At 62.8% G+C, this 20,544-nt stretch carries 16 protein-coding genes; 5 read left to right on the top strand and 11 right to left on the bottom strand.

Annotated elements, in window-relative coordinates; genetic code table 11:
• Window positions 1-11: 11 nt before the first annotated feature.
• The 11 genes from AB6N07_RS00925 to AB6N07_RS00875 all read right to left on the bottom strand — a co-directional run bounded on the left by AB6N07_RS00925 (window position 12) and on the right by AB6N07_RS00875 (window position 14,569).
• On the bottom strand, window positions 12-1,940 hold the full coding sequence (locus AB6N07_RS00925) for an autotransporter assembly complex family protein (RefSeq protein ID WP_370675962.1): 1,929 nt from the start codon (window positions 1,938-1,940) through the stop codon (window positions 12-14).
• A 201-nt stretch (window positions 1,941-2,141) separates the two neighbouring features.
• Window positions 2,142-3,209: an ABC transporter ATP-binding protein gene (locus tag AB6N07_RS00920; RefSeq protein ID WP_370675961.1), complete on the bottom strand. Its 1,068-nt coding sequence runs from the start codon at window positions 3,207-3,209 to the stop codon at window positions 2,142-2,144.
• 5 nt (window positions 3,210-3,214) lie between these two features.
• Window positions 3,215-5,182 carry a glycoside hydrolase family 127 protein gene (locus AB6N07_RS00915; protein ID WP_370675960.1) on the bottom strand — a complete coding sequence of 656 codons (1,968 nt, stop codon included), beginning with the start codon at window positions 5,180-5,182 and terminating at the stop codon, window positions 3,215-3,217.
• Between the two features lie 26 nt (window positions 5,183-5,208).
• A complete protein-coding gene (locus tag AB6N07_RS00910) occupies window positions 5,209-6,072 on the bottom strand; it encodes a carbohydrate ABC transporter permease (protein ID WP_370675959.1) in 864 nt (287 codons plus the stop codon).
• Window positions 6,069-6,989, bottom strand: coding sequence for a carbohydrate ABC transporter permease (locus tag AB6N07_RS00905; RefSeq protein WP_370675958.1), 921 nt, complete (start codon window positions 6,987-6,989; stop codon window positions 6,069-6,071). The genes AB6N07_RS00910 and AB6N07_RS00905 overlap by 4 nt, the downstream gene beginning before the upstream one ends.
• A 166-nt stretch (window positions 6,990-7,155) precedes the next feature.
• The gene (locus AB6N07_RS00900) at window positions 7,156-8,397 is read right to left on the bottom strand and encodes a sugar ABC transporter substrate-binding protein (RefSeq protein ID WP_370675957.1); all 1,242 of its coding nucleotides are present in this window, start codon (window positions 8,395-8,397) and stop codon (window positions 7,156-7,158) included.
• 47 nt (window positions 8,398-8,444) lie between these two features.
• Window positions 8,445-9,482, bottom strand: a complete 1,038-nt coding sequence (locus AB6N07_RS00895; RefSeq protein ID WP_370675956.1) for a LacI family DNA-binding transcriptional regulator — start codon at window positions 9,480-9,482, stop codon at window positions 8,445-8,447.
• Window positions 9,483-9,800: 318 nt separating this feature from the next.
• Window positions 9,801-11,267 (bottom strand): FGGY family carbohydrate kinase, encoded by a 1,467-nt coding sequence (locus AB6N07_RS00890; protein ID WP_370675955.1) that lies wholly within the window; start codon window positions 11,265-11,267, stop codon window positions 9,801-9,803.
• On the bottom strand, window positions 11,267-12,223 hold the full coding sequence (locus tag AB6N07_RS00885; protein ID WP_370675954.1) for a transketolase family protein: 957 nt from the start codon (window positions 12,221-12,223) through the stop codon (window positions 11,267-11,269). Before AB6N07_RS00885 ends, AB6N07_RS00890 begins: the two co-directional genes overlap by 1 nt.
• Window positions 12,223-13,071 (bottom strand): transketolase, encoded by an 849-nt coding sequence (locus tag AB6N07_RS00880; protein ID WP_370675953.1) that lies wholly within the window; start codon window positions 13,069-13,071, stop codon window positions 12,223-12,225. Before AB6N07_RS00880 ends, AB6N07_RS00885 begins: the two co-directional genes overlap by 1 nt.
• 31 nt (window positions 13,072-13,102) lie before the next feature.
• Window positions 13,103-14,569, bottom strand: coding sequence for an L-fucose/L-arabinose isomerase family protein (locus tag AB6N07_RS00875; protein ID WP_370675952.1), 1,467 nt, complete (start codon window positions 14,567-14,569; stop codon window positions 13,103-13,105).
• 343 nt (window positions 14,570-14,912) lie between these two features.
• On the opposite strand from AB6N07_RS00875, the gene AB6N07_RS00870 reads away from it, so the two are divergent.
• The 5 genes from AB6N07_RS00870 (at window position 14,913) to AB6N07_RS00850 (ending at window position 20,477) form a co-directional block, all read left to right on the top strand.
• The gene (locus tag AB6N07_RS00870; protein WP_370675951.1) at window positions 14,913-15,656 is read left to right on the top strand and encodes a DeoR/GlpR family DNA-binding transcription regulator; all 744 of its coding nucleotides are present in this window, start codon (window positions 14,913-14,915) and stop codon (window positions 15,654-15,656) included.
• Between the two features lie 418 nt (window positions 15,657-16,074).
• A complete protein-coding gene (locus tag AB6N07_RS00865; RefSeq protein WP_370675950.1) occupies window positions 16,075-16,800 on the top strand; it encodes a DUF2291 family protein in 726 nt (241 codons plus the stop codon).
• A complete protein-coding gene (locus tag AB6N07_RS00860) occupies window positions 16,797-18,362 on the top strand; it encodes a sugar ABC transporter ATP-binding protein (protein WP_370675949.1) in 1,566 nt (521 codons plus the stop codon). The genes AB6N07_RS00865 and AB6N07_RS00860 overlap by 4 nt, the downstream gene beginning before the upstream one ends.
• Before the next feature lie 2 nt (window positions 18,363-18,364).
• A complete protein-coding gene (locus tag AB6N07_RS00855) occupies window positions 18,365-19,417 on the top strand; it encodes an ABC transporter permease (protein WP_370675948.1) in 1,053 nt (350 codons plus the stop codon).
• Between the two features lie 112 nt (window positions 19,418-19,529).
• On the top strand, window positions 19,530-20,477 hold the full coding sequence (locus tag AB6N07_RS00850; RefSeq protein WP_370675947.1) for a D-ribose ABC transporter substrate-binding protein: 948 nt from the start codon (window positions 19,530-19,532) through the stop codon (window positions 20,475-20,477).
• The last annotated feature ends 67 nt before the right edge of the window (window positions 20,478-20,544 follow it).

Here is a 20,544-nt window from a genome sequence, read left to right as displayed (position 1 = left end):
TGGTCGCCTCCTTAAAAGCTTTGGCCGAGGCCGATGTAGACACCGAGGGTCGAGTCGCCTCGCTCGCGGTTGAGCGGCAACGCCACATCAAGTCGCACCGGTCCGAGGCCGGTGTAGTAGCGGATGCCGGCGCCGGCAGCGAAGCGCAGACTCTCGGAGAGATCCGGATAGCTTGAGGCGAAGGCATTGCCGGCATCGAGGAAACCGACGACGCCGAAGCTTTCAGTCACCTTGGCCCGCAGCTCGACCGAGCCGTCGAGATGCGACAACCCGCCGGTCACCACGCCATTTTCCTTGGGACCGAGGCTGCGATAGGCGTAGCCCCGCACCGACGAGCCACCACCGGCGTAATAGAGGCGGCCGTTGGGCATCTCATCGATCGGCGCGCCAAGGATCGACCCGACGGCAAGCCGGCCGGCGATGACGAAACGGCCCTCGCGATCAACAGGCAGGTAGGAAGCGATGGACGCATCGGCGATGACGCCGGCATTGCCGAAGTTCGCCTCGTAGAACGGTTCGGCACTGACCTTGGCGTTGAAGCCGCTATGCGGGTCGGTCTTGTCGTCGCGGCTGTCGTAGGTCAGACCGAGCGGCAGGCCCGAGAGCAGGAACTTGTCGGTCCCCTGGGCATCCTTGTCGCGGGAGGCGGTCACGCCGAGGCCGAGCGAGGCAGAAAGTTGTTCGGTGATGGCGTGGCTGAGCCCAGCCTTCGCGGTGATTGCCGTCTCGGTATAGGTGTCGGGCGTTTCTCGCTTCGCCTCAAGCACGGCGGTGAAGTCCGTGAATGGCGTTATGACGCCCGGCCGGCTGAAGGTCGCCGAAAGATCGTAATTGAAATCCTTGGGGTCGACACCGGCGATGCCATTCACCGCGCCCGACAGCTTCAGGGATTCAGCGTGTCCGAACAGATTACGGTGCTGCCAGTAGGCTTCGACGCCGGCGCCATCCTCGGTGGCATAGCTGACGCCGCCGCCGAACACGTGCAGCGGCCGCTCGGCGACATTGAGGGTGAGCGGCAGCTGGCCGTTCGGGCCGAGCGTCTTGGCTTCCTCTATGCGCTGACTGGAGAACACCTGTAGCCGCCGGAGGTTTTTCTGCCCACGCTCGATGACGGCGGGACTATAAGGCTGGCCTGCTTCGACGCCGGTCATCCAGGCGGTATACGCGGGATCCATGCGGTTGGTTCCGGTCACCGCGAGCGGTCCGAACGTCGCGGCCGGGCCAGGGTCGACGGTGATCGCCACATCGAGCGTCGACGTGTCGTGTTGGGCAACGGTGTCACGCTTGACGATGCTGGCCAGCGGATGGCCGCGCCGTCGCCAGTCGTCGATCAGCAGCTTTTCCGACCCTGTGACCGCACCGGCCAGTGCCGGCTCACCGACGGCAAGGCCGATCTCGGCTGGCGTCGACTTCTTGAAGTCCACGTCCTCCGGCCCAAGCTGCGGAGCGCCGACGATCTCCACCTTGCCAAAGCGAAAGAGCGGACCAGGCGTAACGCGCATCGCCACCTTCACCGGTTGCGGCAGGACGGCATCCGGCGCAATGGCGTCGGGATCTTGGCCATCTACGGTGATCTCGACCGTGCCACCATAGTGTCCTTCGCGGTAAAGGGTGGCAGTGATGCGCCCGTATTCGGCGCTCACTCGAGACAGGAAGGCGGCGGTCGAGGGCGGTGGCGTGTCGTCGCGGCCGGTCCAGAGAGCCGAAGCGGCGAGCACGGCTGCGTGCAGTCCGTTGTCCGCCCCAACCGTGTCGATGGCCACGGTGTAGCGCTGTGCATCAGGAGATATATCCGGATCGGGTGCCGCTTCGAAGAAACGGTGACCGAAAAGCTCAAAGGCGGCAGCCTGTTGAGGAAGAAGCGATGTCGAGAACAGCGATGCCGCGACGGCGACGAAGCGGACGGTCCCTGGGGGCGGCTTCTTCCCTTTGGCCCACATGAAACGTCCCTTCCCACTCACACGACGGACGGCGACCGGCTTGGCGCTGGTACCCCTTTTAAGGAAGATTAGAATAAATTGAGGTTACCGAACAGAAAAGATCCTAATGGCCGGCAATTCGTACCGCTGGCGGTGGGGACGAGAAAAGGCCCGCGTGGGGGAAACGCGGGCCGAGGTGCCTCATGAAGTTTGGAGGAGAGGTCAGCGGATGCGCTGTCCGCCTTCGTTGAATATGTAGCGCCGCTCCGATGGGCAGCCGAGCGTGATGGTGTCGCCGGAGCGGACGTCCGGCCCATCCCGGTATTCGACGATAAGCGGCTGGCCATCGGTGAGCTGGCAATAGAGGTAGCGGGTGCCGCCAAGATATTCGAGTACGTCGACGCGCGCTTGGATGCCGCCCGCCGCGCCGACAATGAGATGCTCTGGCCTCAGGCCGAAGGTCACCTTCTCACCTGGCACAAGGCCAGTACCGACGATCGGCGCGGCTTCCGTCTTTCCGGCAATCTCCACCTTGCCATCGCCGCGCCAGATAGCGTCGAGGAGGTTCATGCGCGGCGAGCCGATGAAGCCGGCGACGAAGGCGTTATCGGGATCCTCGTAGACGGTGCGGGGTGAGCCCGACTGCTCGATGCGGCCGTCTCGCAGTACGACAATCACGTCGGCGAGCGTCATCGCCTCGGTCTGGTCGTGCGTCACGTAGATCATGGTGTTGCCGAGTTCGCGGTGTAGCCGGGCGATCTCGACGCGCATGGATACGCGCAATTCGGCGTCGAGGTTGCTGAGCGGCTCGTCGAACAGGAATACCTCCGGCTTGCGCACGATGGCCCTGCCGATGGCCACGCGCTGCCGCTGTCCACCGGACAGTTGGCCCGGCCGCCGGTCCATCAGCGGTTCGATCTTCAGGATTGCCGCGGCTGCCGCCACGCGCTCATCGATCACCGCTTTGTCGGTGCGTTGCATCTTCAGCCCGAAGGCCAGATTGTCGCGCACCGTCATATGCGGGTAGAGCGCGTAACTCTGGAACACCATGGCGATGCCGCGTTGAGATGGGTCGACGTCGGTCACCTCGCGGCCCTTGATGGCAATCTCACCGTCAGTCACCTCTTCAAGGCCGGCGATCATGCGCAACAATGTCGATTTGCCGCAGCCAGATGGCCCGACGAACACCACGAAGGCGCCGTCGGGAACCGAGAGGTTGACGCCATGGATCACTTCCATCGAGCCAAAGCTCTTGCGCACTTCGGTCAGCTGAACTCCGCTGTCGGACATGGCCGTCACGCTCCAGTCTTCTTCGGGCCGCCGCGCATCCAGACGAGCATTTCGCCGGGCGCGCGGTTGTCCCAGAGGTGATAGGGCACGAAGCGTGCTTTGGCAGGCTCCGTCGCTGGTGGGGCCTCGCGGTAGAGCGAGCCTTCAAAACCAGTACTCACATCGCGCCTCGCCTCGATGTCGAGGGCGACGGCGCCGCCGAGCGCCGCGATCTCGATTTCGTTGGCGCGAGACGGATCGCCGGTGACGGTGAGTGCGTTGAGCCCTTCACCATTGTCGACGCCCTCGGCGCAGTAGACCAACGGCCCGCGCATCAGCGCGAAGCGGCCGGTGTCCTGACGAACGCGCGGATCGGCCCAGAGAGCACGCGGGATCAGCGGCAATTCGAGGTCGATGACTTCGCTGCCGGTCCATTCGTGTTCGATGCGCGCGTAGCCATTCACCATAACCGAGACGAGATCCACTGCCCCGCCATCGATGGAAAGCTTGGCGCCTTTCGCCCAGCCGGGGATGCGAAGCGAGATGGCAAAGCGTGTCGGCTTCTCCACCTTCAGCGTCAGCCGCACGGCCCCATGCCAAGGATAGCGGGTGGCTTGTGCGAGTTCCACCTTCGTACCGGCAATCTCGGCCTTCACCGAGCTTTCGCCATACAGATGCACGGCGATCTCATCGTCGGCGACGGCATACATGTAGGAGCCGACCGACGCGACGAGGCGAGCGATGTTAGGCGGGCAGCAGGGGCAACGGTGCCAAATCCAGCGATGGTGCTTGCCTGCACTTTCGAGCGGGTTTTCGTAGAAGAAAGTCTTGCCGTCGAGCGACAGGCCGGAAAGCGAGCCGTTATAGAGCGCGATCTCCATGATGTCGGCAAAGCGGCGGTTGGGGCCGCGTCCGAGCATACGGTTCGCCCAGAATACCAGGCCGACCGACGCGCAGGTCTCGGCATAGGCGCTTTCGTTTGGCAGGTCGTAGTAGTCGGTGAATCCCTCATTCGCCGCCGCCGGCCCTATGCCGCCGGTGATATACATCTGCTTGGTGATGAGGTCGTCCCACAGCGTCTCAAGGGCGGTGGTCAGCGTATCGTCACTATACTCGGTGGCGATATCGGCCATGCCCGAATAGAGGTACATGGCACGCACCGCGTGGCCCACCACCTTTTTCTGCTCGCGTACTGGCTGGTGCGACTGGTTGTACTGGTAGGACCCCATCACGAAGTTCTTGGGATCGCGCCCGTCTCGACGCGCCTCGATGTCGAAATAATGCGGCTCAGTGCCACGCTCGTCGATGAAATATTTGGAGAGGTCCATGTACTTCTGCTGGCCGGTGGCGCGGGCCAGCTTGACGAGCGCCAGCTCGATCTCTTCGTGGCCGCAGTAACCGGCAATCTTGCCGGGGCCATGGCCGAACTTGTCGATGATATGGTCGACATAGCGGCTCATGATGTCCATCAGCTTGCGCTTGCCTGTGGCCTGGTAATAGGCGACGGCGCCTTCGATCAGGTGCCCGGCGCAATAGAGTTCGTGCGTGTCGCGGAGGTTGGCCCACTCGCGGCCCGGCACCACGCGCAGATACCAGGCATTGAGGTAGCCATCGGCTCGTTGCAGCTTGGCGTAGAGGTCGACAATAGCGTCGACGCGCGCTTCGAGCTTCGGATTGGGCTTGCGGTAAAGCGAATAGGCCACCGTCTCGATCGACTTGCCAAGGTCGCTGTCCCAGAACATCTGGGTGGAAACCATAGCCTTGTGCTCGGTCGCCGGCACGGTGGGGCTCATCGAATGATAGGGGATGACGACCCCTGGGCTCGGCTGTTCGACATCGATCGCTTTCAACATGCCGGCATCGACGCAGCGGTCGAGCAGCGTTTCGGCGGTGGCCTCGCAAACGGCGTCCTGGCGAGCGCCGAACAGACCGCCAAGCACGACGGATGGCACAGGGACGGGGCGGAACTGACGGTCTTTCTTGGTCTTGGTCATGATCGGATTTCCAGTGAGGGAAAGTGTCACTTCACGGCGCCGGCCATCAGGCCGCGCATGTAGTAGCGTTGCAGAAGCAGGAAGACGAAGAGGCAGGGCACGCTCATCACGGTGACGCCCGCCTGGACGGCACCCCAGTCGATAGCGCCGAGCCGACCGCCGCGCACCGCCGAAATCAGGATCGGCAGCGTGAACTTGGAATTGTCCGACAGGAGCACCAGGGCGGCCAGGAATTCGTTCCAGGAATTGAGGAAGGCGAAGATCGCTACGGTGACGATGCCCGGCAGCACCAGCGGCAGCAGCACGCGGACGAGCAGCTTCAAGTCGCGAGCCCCGTCGATGCGAGCTGCCTCCTCAATCTCCTTCGGCACCGCGTCGAAGGCATTCCGCATCATGAACACCGAGAAGGGAAGCTGCAGCGTCACGTAGACCAGCGTCAGGCCGATCAACGAGTTGTTGAGCCCCAATTTGGCGAGGATGATGAACAGCGGCGTCAGGATCGACTGAAACGGGATCATCAGCGTGGCGATGATCAGCACGAACAGCGCATTCTTGAACTTGAAGCGATAGCGCGAGAAGCCGTAGCCAGCGAGCAGGCTCACCACCACGGTGAGAAACGCCGTTCCAATCGCCACCGCCGCCGAGTTCAGCGTGTGCTGCCAGATGCCAGCTCCGAAACTGTCGAGGCTGCGGTAGGCATCGAGACTGAAGCCGGTGGTTGGCCACGGCGGGATCGGCGGCAGTCGTGCTTCCGTGCCGTGGCGGAAGGACGAGAGGATAGCGATAGCGAATGGCGCCAGGAAGAAGACGGCGAGCAGGATGCCGGTGCCGTGGTAGCCCCCGGCTGAAAAGAACGCCCGGCGGACACGAGCTTCTTTCTTGCTTGTCATGGCCTGTCCTCCCCGACGCGAAGCAGCCAAAGCTGGAAGATGCTGATCAGCACCAGAATGGCCAGCAGCACCAGCGACATGGCCGCTCCGTAGCCAAGGTTGAACGACACGAAGGACTGATTGAAAATGTAGTAGACCACCGTGATCATCTTGTTCTGCGGCCCACCGGCCGTCATGATGTAGAACTGGTCGAAGGCGAGGATCGAGCCGGTCACTGACAGGATCAACGACAGCGCCATCGTCTTGCGCATCAGTGGCAGCGTGACGTAGATGAAGCGCTTCCAGCGGTTGGCACCATCAATGCGCGCCGCTTCACCGAGCTCGGTTGGGATTGCCTGCAGGCCGGTAAGCAGGATGATCATCGTGAAACCGGCCACCTTCCAAACCACCATCAGACAGATGATGAAGAAGGCACTGTCGAAACTCGCAAAGAAGTTGGTCTTGAGGTCGACGAGCCCTAGCCAGGCCAGAAGCGGGTTCAAAAAGCCGCTGTCGACGTTGGCGAACCACACCCAGAGGAGCGAAGCCGAAGCGAGGCCGACCACCACCGGCATGAAGATCGCGGTCCGATAGACCCCGACCATCCGGCGTTGCCGCTCGACGAAGATGGCGAGCGGGAAGGCCACAGCAAAGATGGCGATGGTGATGATCACCGTGTAGTAGGCAGTAAATCCTAGCGCCGAATAGAAGCGCGCATCGGAAAGCATCCGGATGTAGTTGCCTAGGCCGATGAACTTGGTAGCGCCGATCAATGGCCACTTGTTCAAGCTCATCCAGAAGGTGAACAGCACTGGCAGAATAAAGAACACGATCACCAGCGCCATGGCGGGCGCAATATAAAGAAGGCCCTTCCATTGTGACCGCCCCTTAGGGCGACGTCTGCGGGAGGGGGTGGAGATACTATCGACGAGAGTCATCGCTGCCGTTCTTCTGGGGCACCCGCCCGCGGGTCAAGGACACTGCGGAGCGGCGGATGCGAAAACCTAGGGGGCGGGCGAAATAACGGACCGGGCTGGCCGGTGCCGTCCGAGGGGGAGGCTGGCCGGAAGGCAGTTCTTCCGGCCAGTCGATCGTGGATAGCGCTTACTGGGCGTTATCGATGATGCCCTGCATTTCTTCCTGAGCCTTGGCGAAGGCACCGTCGACGTCGTCACCAAAGATGGCGGCATTGGTGAACGAAGCCCAAGGACCGTTGGCGCTGTTGATCAGGTCGTTGAACTGCAGCGTGTAGGGCGTTTTGGCGACGGCGATGGCGTCGACGCCGACCTTCATGCGCGGATCGAGATCCTTCAGCACCTCGGCCGCGATATCCGACCGGGTCGGCAGGCTGCCGTATTTCGCCATCACTTTCTGGCCGTCCAGCGAATAGGCATATTCGAGGAAGTTCTTGGCAAGTGCAGCGTGCGGCGAGCCCTTGGTGATGACGAAATTGTCGCCGCCAGCAAACGACGAGGTCTTGCCATCGACGCTCGGGATCAGCGACACGCCGAAGTGGATGTCGGGATGCTCGGTGACCAGCGTGCCGATGGCGAACGCGCCAAGGTTCTGCTGGCCGATCTTGCCGTTGGTGATCGACAGGAAGTTGGTGCCGGTATCCGAAGCCGCGCCCGGCGGTACGACGCCCGCCTTGACCATGTCACGATAATAGCCGACCGCCTTGTGCATCTGAGGCGTGTCGAGCGTTGCCTTCTTGCCGTCCTCAGACAGGATGTCGGCACCAGCGCCCCAGGTGAGCGGGGTGAAGGTGAAGATCATGCAGCCGCCACAGCCGCCGCCGGAGAAATAGAAGCCGTAGATGTCATCGCCGAGCGCACGAATCTTCTTGGCGTTGGCTGAAATCTCCTCCCAGGTGGTCGGGGCCTTATCTGGATCTAGACCGGCTTTCTTGTAGAGATCCTTGTTCCAAGCAAAGACCGAGGTCTCGACCGACATCGGCAGGCCATAGATCTTGTCCTCAAAGGTGCCGAGCTTGACGTGGCTCGGTGACAGCGACGAGAAGTATGGCAGGGCCTTGGCCCAATCGGTCAGATCCTCGAGCTGGCCGGCTGCCGCGAAGGCAGGATTGTAGATGAGGTCCATCGACAGCGCGTCCGGCGCCTGGCCACCGGCGATGGCGGTGGCATATTTCTGGACCAACTCGGTCTGCGGGACCTCGGTGAGCGCAACCTTATCCGGGTGGCTGTCGTTGTAGGCCTTCACCAGGCTGGTGAACGACGCGCCGATGCCGCTACGCACCCACATTTGCAGCGTATCGGCCTGCGCCGCGCCGGCGGCGAAGCAGAACGTAATGAGGCTGGCCGCGGCCAGCAGCTTGTTGACTTTCATTTCTCTCTCCTCCTAAGCGGGTTCCTCTTCCCGCGAAATCCATGGCTTCAAGCCGGGGCTTCCGTACCCCGGCAAGACTGACGGACCACCAGCGAGCACGGCAGTTTGCGGATGCCGGCCTGCACTTCGCGGCCCTCCGACATCGCCATCACCAACCGGCCGGCCTCCCTGCCGAGTGTTCTGAGATTCATGTCCACAGTCGTCAGCGGCGGGCGCGTCTGCGCCGCCATGATTTCCCAATTGTCAAAACCAACCACGGCCACATCCTCAGGTACCCGGACGCCACGCTCGCGCAGGCCGTCGATGACGCCGCGCGCGATCTGATCGTTGCCGCAGAAGAGGCCATCGGGCTTCTCCCCACCGCGTTCCCAGAGCCGAGCCACTGCGACATGCCCCCAGGCTTCTGACCAGATTCCGTGAAGCACCTCCGCCGGCCCATTGATGGCGGCGCGATAGGCATCGGCGCGTTCGCCAACCGACAGGAAGCTCTGCGGCCCGGTGATGTGAACAATTCGCCGACAACCGGCGTCGATCAGGCACTGGACAGCCAGTCGGGCTCCCTGTTCGTCGTCGGAGCGCAGTGTCACGCCATCGGCGGGACCTTGCGAGAAGGCGTAGACCACCGGCAGCGAGAGGTGGGTAAGGTCTACCGGCAGCTGCCGATCGAAGCGTTTGCCGGACGCGATGATGCCGTCGACGCTCTTGTCGAGCATGGCGTCGACGTGGACACGTGCCCGCTCGGGATCGTCTTCAATGGCACATAGGAACACCGATACGCCGTGTCCCACCAACTCTTCCGATACGCCGGCCATCACTGGCAGGGTGAAGCGGCCGTAGGTGTCGTTGGTCAGCAGGCCGATGGTGAAGCTGCGCTTGGTGATCAATCCCCTTGCCAGCGCGTTCGGTCGAAAGCCGACCTCCAGCGCCACTTTCTTCACCCGCTCCCGCGTTTCAGCGCTCATCCGCCCGCTGCCGTTGAGCGCTTTGGAGGCGGTCGAGATCGACACGCCGGCCAGTGCTGCCACGGTGTGGATGGTGAGGCGTCCACGCTTGCCGCCGGTGATGTCCAGTTTTCCCTCCCTCATTCTTGTGATGAAAAAACCTTTTCTCTTAACCGAAGTCAATATGAGAAAACATTTTCTCAGACCAAAGCCTGGAGGGATGCATTCCTGAGCCGGATGGCGGCCATGTGCTTGGTGATGCTGGATTTCACTTAGCTTGGTCGTCTCGTCGAGACGGAGACCGCGATGAGAATGCCTCGACGACTAGACTAAAAGCTGACGCCAGAGGTCCCCTTCGGTTTCCCCTGGCGAGCGGCGGCGGCCAACAAAAAAAGGTGGCGGAGCGATCCATAGAGATCGCTCCGCCACCCTGTCGATCATCGGCTCGGAAGCCGCCGTTCGTCAGTCCAAGAGATGACCGACGGCTTTGCGCCAGCCGGCGAGATGCATCTCGCGCGCCTCGGTCGGCATGACCGGTGTGAACAGCGTCTGTCCTTCCTCGCCGCCGGTCATGGCGAGACCAAGGCCGTGGAAAGCGACCGAGGCGGCGCCAAGGGCGCTGACTTCGGGGAACTTGCCGCGGCGAAGCGGTCGGCCGAGAATGTCGGCTTGGAACTGCATCAGGAAATCGTTGCGCGAAGCGCCGCCGTCGACCGAAAGACCGGAAAGTGGGGCTCCGATGTCTGCCTCCATTGCAGCGAACACGTCGGCCACCTGGAAAGCCACCGCCTCGACGGCGGCGCGTGCCAGATGCGCCGGTTGCGTACCAAGCGACAGGCCGGAGATTTCCCCCCGCACATCGTTGCGCCAATGTGGCGCGCCAAGGCCGACCAGGGCTGGCACGAAGGCGACGCCGTTGCTCGATGGCACCGTCATGGCGAGGTCGGCGAGCGCGCCGGCATCCTTCAGGCCGAGTAGCGAGGCCATGAAGGCGACGGTCTGGCCCGACACCGAGATGTTGCCTTCTAGGGCGTGCCAAATTTTTCCGCCGAGGCTCCAGGCAATGGTGCCGGAAAGCCCATGGCGCGAGCGAACGCGCTGCGGTACCAGCGACATCAGCGACGTGCCGGTGCCGTAGGTTGCCTTGACGGTTCCCGGTTCGCGCACGCCATGGCCGAACAGCGCGGCGTGGGAATCGCCCATCATCCCATGTATGGGAATGCCGGCGGGCAGGGCTGTTACGCTGGCGACCGTCTCACCGAACCGACTATCGGAAGATTTGACTTCGGCCAGCATCGTCTTTGGCACGCCGAACAGGGCGCAGAGCTCGTCACTCCAGACGAGCGCCTCGGTGTCGAAGAGCTGGGTACGGCTGGCGTTCGAATGATCGGTCGCGTGCGTCTTGCCGCCGGTGAAGTTCCACAGCAGCCAGCTGTCGATGGTACCGGCCCGAATGGTACCGGCTGCCGCTCGCGCCCGCCCGTCGGGAATGCGGTCGAGAATCCAGGCGATCTTGCTCGCCGGGAATAGCGGGTTGATGCCAAGGCCGGTTCGCGCCTCGACAAAGTCGCCGTGACCGGCGGCAATTAGCGCCTCGCAGGCCCCCGCGGTACGGCGGCACTGCCAGATGACGCAGGGCGCCAGCGGCCGTCCGGTCGCCGCATCCCAGACAACGATCGACTCGCGCTGGTTGGAGACGGCAAGCGCTGCGATATCGACTGCCCGAGGATTGGTGGCCAGTTCATCGACCACCGCTCTGACCGCCGCCCAGATGTCATCGGCCGACTGTTCCGCCCAGCCGGGTTCCGGGTAGTCAACTGTCATCGGCCTGGAGGCGGCGGCGATGACTGCCCCCGACCGATCGACGAGCAGCGCCTTGGTGTTGGTCGTTCCCTGGTCGATGGCCAGGACGAGAGCCTTGTCCATCATCACCCCTTGCGGCTGATTGCTTTCAACGCGGCGGAGGATATGCCAGCGGCGCTCAGCCCGAAATGATCGAACAGGAAGTCAACGGTGCCGGTGGGCGCAAAGCCGGGGAAGCCAAGCATTTCCATCGGTACTGGCCGGTGGAGCGCCAGCGTTTCGGCCACCGCGCCGCCGAGACCCCCACGCACGCTGGCCTCCTCGACGGTGACGACGGCGCCGGTTCCGGCAGCGTCGACGATCGCCTCGATGTCGAGCGGATTCATCCAGGCCATGTTGACGACGCGCGCCGACACGCCCTGTTCCGCCAGCACGTCCGCGGCCTGAAGCGCCTTGTGCAGCATGACGCCGTTGGCGAGGATGGCGACGTCATCGCCGTCGCGCATCACCTCGGCCTTGCCCGGCTCGATGCGATCGAGCTTGTGGTCGAGCGCCGGTACCGGATAACGGCTGACGCGGATGAATATCGGTCCCTCATAGGCGGCGGCGAAGCGGATGGCCTCGGCGGTCTCCCAGGGGTCGGATGGCACGATGGTGAGGAGATTGGCCAGTGGCCGGAGCCAGGCGAGGTCCTCAATCGAATGGTGCGTCGGGCCGAGCTCACCATAGCCGATGCCGGGCGACTGGCCGCACAGCTTGACGTTGGTATTGGAATAGGCGACGTCCGCTTTGATTTGTTCCAGCGCCCGCCCGGTCAGGAAGCAGGAAGCGCAGGAGACGAAGGGGATGCGGCCGCCGTTGGCCAGGCCTGCCCCGACGCCGACCATATTCTGCTCGGCGATGCCGACGTTGACGAGGCGTTCCGGCCAACGTTTCTTGAAGCCGCCGAGCTTGGACGAGCCGACGCTGTCGTTGACGACGGCGACCACCCGGTCGTCTGCCTCGGCCAGCGCCTCGAGCGTCTTCGAGAAGGCGTCGCGGCAGTCGTAAAGGCCCTCGTTGGACTTAGTGGCGGCCGACATCAGATAAGCTCCTTCATCGCCTGGGCGAACTGTTCGGCATTGGGAACGCCGTGATGCCAGGAGACGTTGTCCTCCATGAAGGAAACGCCCTTGCCCTTGATGGTGTTGGCGATCACGCAAAGCGGTTTGTCGCGGCCCGTGGGGTCGGCGCCGAGCACGTCGAGCAGGGCGCCATGGTCGTGGCCGTCGATCATTTCGACGTGGAAGCCGAAGGCGCGCCACTTGTCGTCGAGTGGGTCGAGACCGTTGGTGGCCTCGGTACGGTCGCCCTGCTGCAGGCGGTTGCGGTCGACGATGACGGTGAGACGATTGAGCTTGCGATTGCCAGCTGCCATGGCCGCTTCCCAGTTGGAGCCTTCCTGCAACTCGCCGTCGCCGGTCAGCACGAAGGTGCGATAGTCCTTGGCCGAAAGCTGTCCGGCGATGGCGATGCCAACGGCGACCGGCAGGCCATGGCCGAGTGGCCCGGTATTGGTTTCGATGCCCGGCAGATAATTGCGGTTGGGGTGGCCGTTCAACATGGAGAGCGGCTGCATGTAGGTCTTGAGGTCGGCCTCCGGAAAGAAACCGGCCTGTGCCAGCACCGAATAGAAGGCGCCGGTGCAGTGGCCCTTGCTCATGATGAAACGGTCGCGGTCCGGATGGCGCGGTTGTTTGGCGTCATAGCGCATGATGGCGAAATACAGGCTCGCCAGAATGTCGGCTGCCGAAAAATCGCCGCCGGGATGACCGAGCCCGGCATCGTGGACCATCGTGAAGGCGCTGCGACGGATGGCGAGCGCCCGCGCACGGACCATGTTGATCCTGTCGGCGCCGGAAACCGGCGCCGGGGCGGTTGAAAGGAACATTTCGCGTTCTCCAGGTTGCGGCCGATAGCCGTCAACAGAAGGCCTTGAGACCGAGCGTCGGCGCGGCCTCGCCGTTGTGGTGGTAGATGGGCAGCTTCAGGTAGCGGCTGACCGCTTCCTCGACGATGCCGGCCACCTGGCCGCGCACCATGGCTACGTGATGCTCGAAGCCGTTCTGCGTCACGACTTTCAGGAGCTGCCGGAGCTTTTCGACCTGGATTACGGCGATGCCGCCATCCATGCCGTAGGGGTCGTCGGTAAAGGCGCCGTCGCCGACATAGGCCTTGATGGTGGCGTTGAGGTCATCGGAGGAGAAGCGCAGGAAGCTCATCGGCCCTGCTTTCACCTTGCCCTTGACGGCGCCGAAGCACTTGTCGCGGCCGATGGTCTCGCCCAGCACGTCGAGTTCACCGATGTTGGGGGTGTCACCGAAGAAGCTCTTCGGATAGTTGCCGCAGTGGGTGCCCACACACTTGTCGGGGTCGTAGCCGTAGTTGTTGTTCCAGTCGAGAATGGCGGCCGGCTGGCCGGCGGCCAGCGTCAGCGCATACATGGAGAGCGTGCCGAGCACGTCCACCTCGCAGGCGCTCGGCATCAGCTTCTCGCCCATCATGCTCATGGAGAGGCAGGTCGCGCAGCCGTAGTTGTCCTGCAGCGACCGCCAGCATTGGATTGCCGAGGCATCGCAATCGTTCTCGGCCATCCATTCGTCGATGGCGATACCCCACTTGGCCTGCTTCAGCACCTGCTCCGGCCGGATATGGGCGTCGATCTTGCCGTAGCCGCCAATGGCCGTCAGCTTGTCTTTCACGCTGGCGGCGTCGTCGCCGATCGCCTTGGCGCGACCGATGATCTCCGAGAGGTCGACCGGCACCACTGTAACGCCCATGGCCTGCAGCAATTTCTCCGAGTAGCGCATGGTCTGGAACGGAGCGGTGCGGGCGCCGATGGCGCCGATGCGGGCATGGTGGAGGCCACGCACAGTGCGGCAGACGCGAGCAAAGGCGTCGAGATCGCTGCCGAATTCCTCGCCATCAAGATCGGAGGTATGGCTGGTCGTCTCGGTGAATGGGATGCCGTAGTTATAAAAGTTATTGGCCACCGAGATCTTGCCGCAGAAGGCGTCGCGACGGCTTTTCACGTCGACCTTGTCGAACTCGTCGTTGCAGGCCTGCAAGAGGATCGGCACACCGAGACTGGCGGCCATCACCATTTCGACGATGGCGATCTCATCGCCGAAGTTGGCGAGCGAGATGACCAGGCCATCTATCTCATCCTTATGGGCGGCGAAGAAACGGCCATAGAGCTTGGCGTCGTCGCGCGACTGCACCGCGCCGTTCACCGTAGCATCGACCGGCGGCACAAGTGTACGGATGCCAAGGCGCGCCGCCTGCGCCTCAAGGTCATTGCGCGCCTTGATGCAGGGGGCGCCGTTGAAAAACTGCCGGCTGCCCACGACCAGGCCCAAGGTCACTTCGCGCTTGAATTTGTCCGCCATGTCTGTCCTCCCGTCGGTCGAAGTTTCGCCGACATGAATTCAGTTTTCGATTTTTATCGCTTTCTTTCGTTTGATGATGTTTTTTGAGGGGCATTTTGTCAATAGGGTTTTTGCCTCGCTTCAGCGTCGGCGCGCGTTGATCCTGCCTCGGATGGACATCATTGCCAAAAAGGCATGGCCGCCGGTTGCAAATCGGAGCTATAAGGATCGCAAGAAAGCGAAGGTTCCAATGGCGATAGAATCATCGAATGGTAGCGGAACGGACACGGCCCCCGCCGGCAAGCGTGGTTCCGCTACGGCTGAAGCTCCCGCTTTCACCGGTCTGCTCGCCGAACCTCGACGGATGAAGATCCTCGAATGGTTGCAGGAGGAAGGGAGCGCCCGCGTGCGCGAACTCTCTCAAGCCTTCAAAGTGTCGGAAGCCACCATCCGGCAGGATCTCGAGCGGCTCGAACAGGAAGGTTTCATCCTGCGCGAGCATGGTGGCGCCTATCTGAAAACGGTGCAGCAGCAGGTCGGCACCATGTCGCTGCAGCACATCGAGAACATGGATAGCAAGCGCAAGATCGGCGCCAAGGCGGCATCACTGGTGCGCAACAACGAGACCATTATCCTCGACGCTGGCTCCACCACCACCGAGATCGCCCAGCGGCTGACGACGCGCGAAAATCTGACAATCATCACCAACGCACTGAACATAGCCATCATTCTGGGCGCCGTGCCGGGCTACGCGGTGCACATGCCCGGCGGCCAGTTCAAGGCGCCGACCTTGTCGCTATCCGGCGATAAGTCCGTTGAGTATTTTCGCAACATCTTTGCCTCGAAGCTGTTTCTCGCGACCGCCGGCGTATCGATCGACGCCGGTCTTACCTATCCGAGCTTCGCTGACCTGCAACTCAAGGAAGCAATGATCAAGGCCGCATCCCACGTCTATCTCGTGGCCGATTCCTCCAAGATCAATCGCACCTCCTTCACGCGGCTTGGCAATCTCGACGTCATCCATTCCTTCGTGACGGATGACGGCATCGCCGACAGCGATGCCAAGGAGTTCGAGCGTCGTGGCATCGAACTGATTGTCGCCACCTGAAACTGAATTGCCAGAATCCATTTTTCTCCGGTTGGTGTTCTGAGCGGGCACCTTCCGGCTTGTGCCTGTCGGTTGGCGACATTTGCGCCGGATCGAGGCATCTGGTCGCCCATTGGTGCTCTTTCGCGTCTGCCGCGAAACTAGAGCGGCTTACTACCTTTCGAATGCTATCGACTTTTGTCTAATAGCTAGGGACCGGGCGATGAGGTTTGCCCACTTAATCGTCAGCAACAAAGCGTTTGGCCACTTTTCGCCGTAAAAGGTGGCGTGAAACGGCCGAAACTTCAGGCGGCTTGGGCACGCTCCTGCCTGACGCGAGTTGAATGACGCGAATGATCCGTTGACAAACGATAGAAAACGAAAATAATCGAAACACGAGGTCCGGGCGGAGATCCTGACGACCCTAGGGAGGATGAGCATGCCAGATCATGCTAAGTCGCGTCGGCTTTTGGCCAGCGCGGCCGATAATCAGCCATTCGCCGCCGCTGGCGGTCGAAATGGCGCAAGACTTTCGCGGCGTCTCGTCGTTGTCGGCCTGCTGGCCGTCGCCGTGGCTGGCTGCAAGATCCTGCCGATCCAGAGCGAGAGTGAGGCGGCGGCGCAGAAGTTCAACGGCGCCGACTACGTGACAAAGCTCTGGGACACCGAGGTCATCCCGGTGGTTCGTGATAAGGCCTTCCCGATCGAGACAGTAATCGCTGCTGTCGAGGGCGGCCTCGACAAGGCCGGTCCGGAATTCGGCCATCGCCCAGCCGAGGAGGGAAGTCCCTGGAGCTTCGTCGTCAAGGGTACGGCGGTGATCAAGGAAAAGAACACCGCCTCGCGCGCCGGGACCGTGCTGATCGACGTGGCGACGCCAAGTGGCCCCGTCCCGGTGACCATCCAGATCGGGCCGGTCATCAAGGGCAACTCGCTACGCGACGCCATGCCCTTCATCAACTTCCAGAATTTCACCAACCAGCTTGAGTTTGCCGAGGTCGGTCGCGCCTTCAATGGCCACGTCGGCGACGAACTCAAGATAGTTGTCGATAAGCTGGCTCCGGGGCAGACAATTTCCTATTCCGGAACCTTCTCGCTCAATTCGGCTACCGACAAGATTCTGCTGACGCCAGTGCTGATCGGCCCGGCGGGAGGCGCCCAATGAGTGCGCTCGAACAGGCCGACGCGCCGGCAGTGGTCCTTCGCGCCGAGAAGATGACCCGCGTCTTCCCCGGCACCATTGCCCTCGAGAATGTCGACTTCGACGTCTATGAGCGCTCGGTCAACGTACTGATCGGCGAGAACGGGGCCGGCAAGTCGACGCTAATGCGCATCCTCGCCGGTGTCGATCAGGCGACCTCCGGCCGCATCATGATGGGCGGCGAGGAAGTGCGGTTCTCCTCGGTGCTGGATGCCGCGCAGAAGGGCATCGGCATCGTCTTCCAAGAGCTCAACCTCTGCCCCAACCTCAGCGTTACCGAGAATATCTTCCTCGGTCGCGACATGACCAAGGGCGGCGTTCACATCGACATGCCGCGCCAGCGCGAACGGGCGAAGCAATTGCTCGCCCGCCTCGAGCACAATATCGACCCCGACACGCTGGTCGATGACCTCAGGATCGGCGAGCAGCAGATCGTCGAGATCGCCAAGGCGCTGGCCGACGACGCCCGGGTGCTGATCATGGACGAGCCGACGTCGGCGCTGTCGTCCTCCGAGGTGGAGGTGCTGTTCCGCGTCATCGCCGAGCTGAAAAAGTCAGGCGTCGCCATCATCTACATCTCGCATCGCCTCGAAGAACTGGTTCGAATCGGTGACTACTTCACCGTGCTGCGCGACGGCCACTTCCAGGCAAGCGCGCCCAAGGGCGAGGCGACGATCCCCTGGATCATCCGCCAGATGCTCGGAACCTCCGAATTCGCCAAGCGTCAGCAGCGCGACGTGAAGGTCGGCGAACCCGTGCTATCGGTCCAAAACCTGAAGTTGCCGCGCGTCGGCGGCGGCTATCTTGTCGACGACGTCAGCGTCGATTTCCGGGCCGGCGAGATCGTCGGCATCTATGGCCTGCTGGGCGCCGGTCGCTCGGAACTGTTCGAGAGCCTGTTCGGCCTCAGGGCCGACGCGCGTGGCGTGGTCACCATCAACGGTCGAGCGGTCGATCAACTGCCGGTATCCCGGCGTATCGCCGCCGGCTTGTTCCTGGTACCCGAAGATCGCCAGCGCGACGGCCTTGTGCAAAATCTGACCGTCGGCAAGAACCTGTCGCTCGCCAGTCTCGCCAAGGTGACGAAGCTGTTCACCGTGCAGAATGGCGCCGAGCGCAAGGCGGTCGACGCACTGTTCCGCTCGTTGCGCATCAAGGCGCCATCGCCGGAAACGCCCATCACCTCGCTGTCGGGCGGCAACCAGCAGAAGGTGGTCATCGGCAAGAGCTTGATGACCGAACCCAAGGTGCTGCTGCTCGACGAACCCACGCGCGGTATCGACATCGGCGCCAAGGAAGAGGTGTTCCGCACCATGCGCGAATTGGCCGACCAAGGCCTCGCGGTTGTATTCGCGACTTCCGATCTCAAGGAGGTGCACGCCGTGTCCGACCGCGTGCTGGTGATGTCGCAGGGCCGGATCACCGCCGACCTGCCCGACCACGAGGCGACCGACGAGGTCATCGTCCGCGCCTCTACCAAGGGCCACGCCGCCCCCGCTCACGACCACCCGGCTCAGGATCAGTGACCATGACCAACACAGTTGCAACCCCGGCGGCCGAAGCGCCCAAAGGACAGTCGACACCGCTCCTTTTGCTCCTGAAGCTCAGGACCTTCATCGCGCTGATCGCCGTCGTCATCTTCTTCAGCCTGATGGCGCCGAACTTCGTCACTGTCGCCAACGTGGTGATCGTCTCCAAGCACGTGGCGATCAACGCCTTCCTCGCCATCGGCATGACCTTCGTCATTCTGACCGGCGGCATCGACCTGTCGGTCGGCGCCATCGTCGGCTTGGTCGGCATGGTAGCCGGCGCGCTGGTGCTCTACGGCATTCCGATCGAGATGCTCGGCGTGGTGATCTATCCCAATGTCTGGGAAGTGATCGGCATCGCCCTGCTGGTCGGCACCTTCGTGGGCCTCGTCAACGGCCTGCTGATTACCCGAATGCAGGTGGCGCCATTCATCGCCACGCTCGGCATGCTCTACGTCGCACGCGGCACGGCACTCCTGATGTCGGGCGGCTCCACCTTCCCGAACCTGATCGGCAAGCCGGAGTTCGGCAACCAAGGTTTCCCGGTGCTCGGCTCCGGCACCATATTCGGCATCCCCCTGTCGATCTGGCTGCTGCTTGTCGTCGCTTGCATCGCCGCCTATGTCGCCCTCAAGACGCCGTTCGGCCGACAGATCTACGCCGTTGGCGGCAATGAGCGCGCCGCCACGCTCAGCGGTGTCAACGTCAATCGCGTCAAGCTGACCGTCTACATGATTTCCGGCTTCTGCGCCGCCATCGCCGGCCTCGTCGTCGCTTCACAGCTCGTCGCCTCGCATCCGGCCTCCGGTGAGACCTTCGAGATGAACGCCATCGCGGCGGCCGTGCTCGGCGGCACCTCACTGTCGGGCGGTCGCGGCACCATCGGCGGCACCATTGTCGGTGCCTTCGTCATCGGCGTGCTCTCCGACGGCCTCGTCATGATGGGCGTCTCGGAGTTCTGGCAGATGGTTATCAAGGGCGTCGTCATCGTCGGCGCGGTTATCCTCGACCAGATGCAGCGGCGCATCGCCCGCAACGCCCGCTTGGGCTGAAATTTCGGCGCCGGCCGACCCCGACCGGCGTCAACGAATGCGGCCGTCGACACACGACGTGAGCCGCGCCCCGCTGAGAGGAATGCAGCGGACTTTAGTGGAGGAGAAAGACATGTCGCTTCGCAAGACTCTGAAGACGGTTTCCCTCGGCCTGCTGGCCGGTATCGCGCTGACCGCCTCGGCCCTCGCCGCCGATGGCAAGCTGATCGTCATCATTACCCCGAGCCATGACAACCCCTTCTTCAAGCAGGAAGCGGTGGGTGCCCAGGCCAAGGCCAAGGAACTCGGCTATGAGGCGGCGATCTACAGCCATGATGACGACGCCAACAAGCAGAATGACCTGATCGACTCGGCCATCGCCCAGAAGGCCGCCGCGATCATCCTCGACAACGCCGGCGCCGATGCCACTGTCGCCGCCGTGCAGAAGGCCAAGGACGCCGGCGTGCCGTCCTTCCTGATCGACCGCGAGATCAACGCCACTGGCATCGCCGTCACCCAGATCGTCTCCAACAACTATCAGGGCGCCACCCTGGTCGCCGAAAGCTTCGTCGAAGCCATGGGCGAGAAGGGCAACTTCGTCGAGCTGGTCGGCAAGGAATCCGACACCAACGCCGGCGTGCGTTCCAAGGGCTATCATGACGTGATCGATCAGTATCCCGACATGAAGATGGTCGCCCAGCAGAGCGCCAACTGGAGCCAGACCGAAGCCTTCTCGAAGATGGAATCGATCCTCCAGGCCAATCCGGACGTCAAGGGCGTGATCTCCGGCAACGACACCATGGCCATGGGCGCCATGGCTGCTCTTGAGGCTGCTGGCCGCAAGGACGTTCTGGTCGCCGGCTTCGACGGCTCCAACGACGTGCGCGACGCCATCATCGCTGGCAAGATCCACGCGACCGGCCTGCAGCCGGCCTTCCGTCAGGCCCAGTATGCGGTCGAACTGGCCGACAAGTTCCTGAAAGAAGGCAAGACCGGCCAGCCGGAGAAGATCTCCATGGACTGCGTGCTGATCACCAAGGACAACGCCGCCAAGCTCGATAACTTCGCGCTCAAGGATTGATCCCCTAGATGCGAAAAGCCCGGCGGGTTCACCGCCGGGTACCTCCGAAGAGAATGAGATGGAACAG

Origin of the sequence: Pleomorphomonas sp. PLEO (genome assembly GCF_041320595.1) — a bacterium.
Lineage (GTDB): Bacteria > Pseudomonadota > Alphaproteobacteria > Rhizobiales > Pleomorphomonadaceae > Pleomorphomonas.
This window is presented reverse-complemented; position numbering and strand designations above follow the sequence as displayed.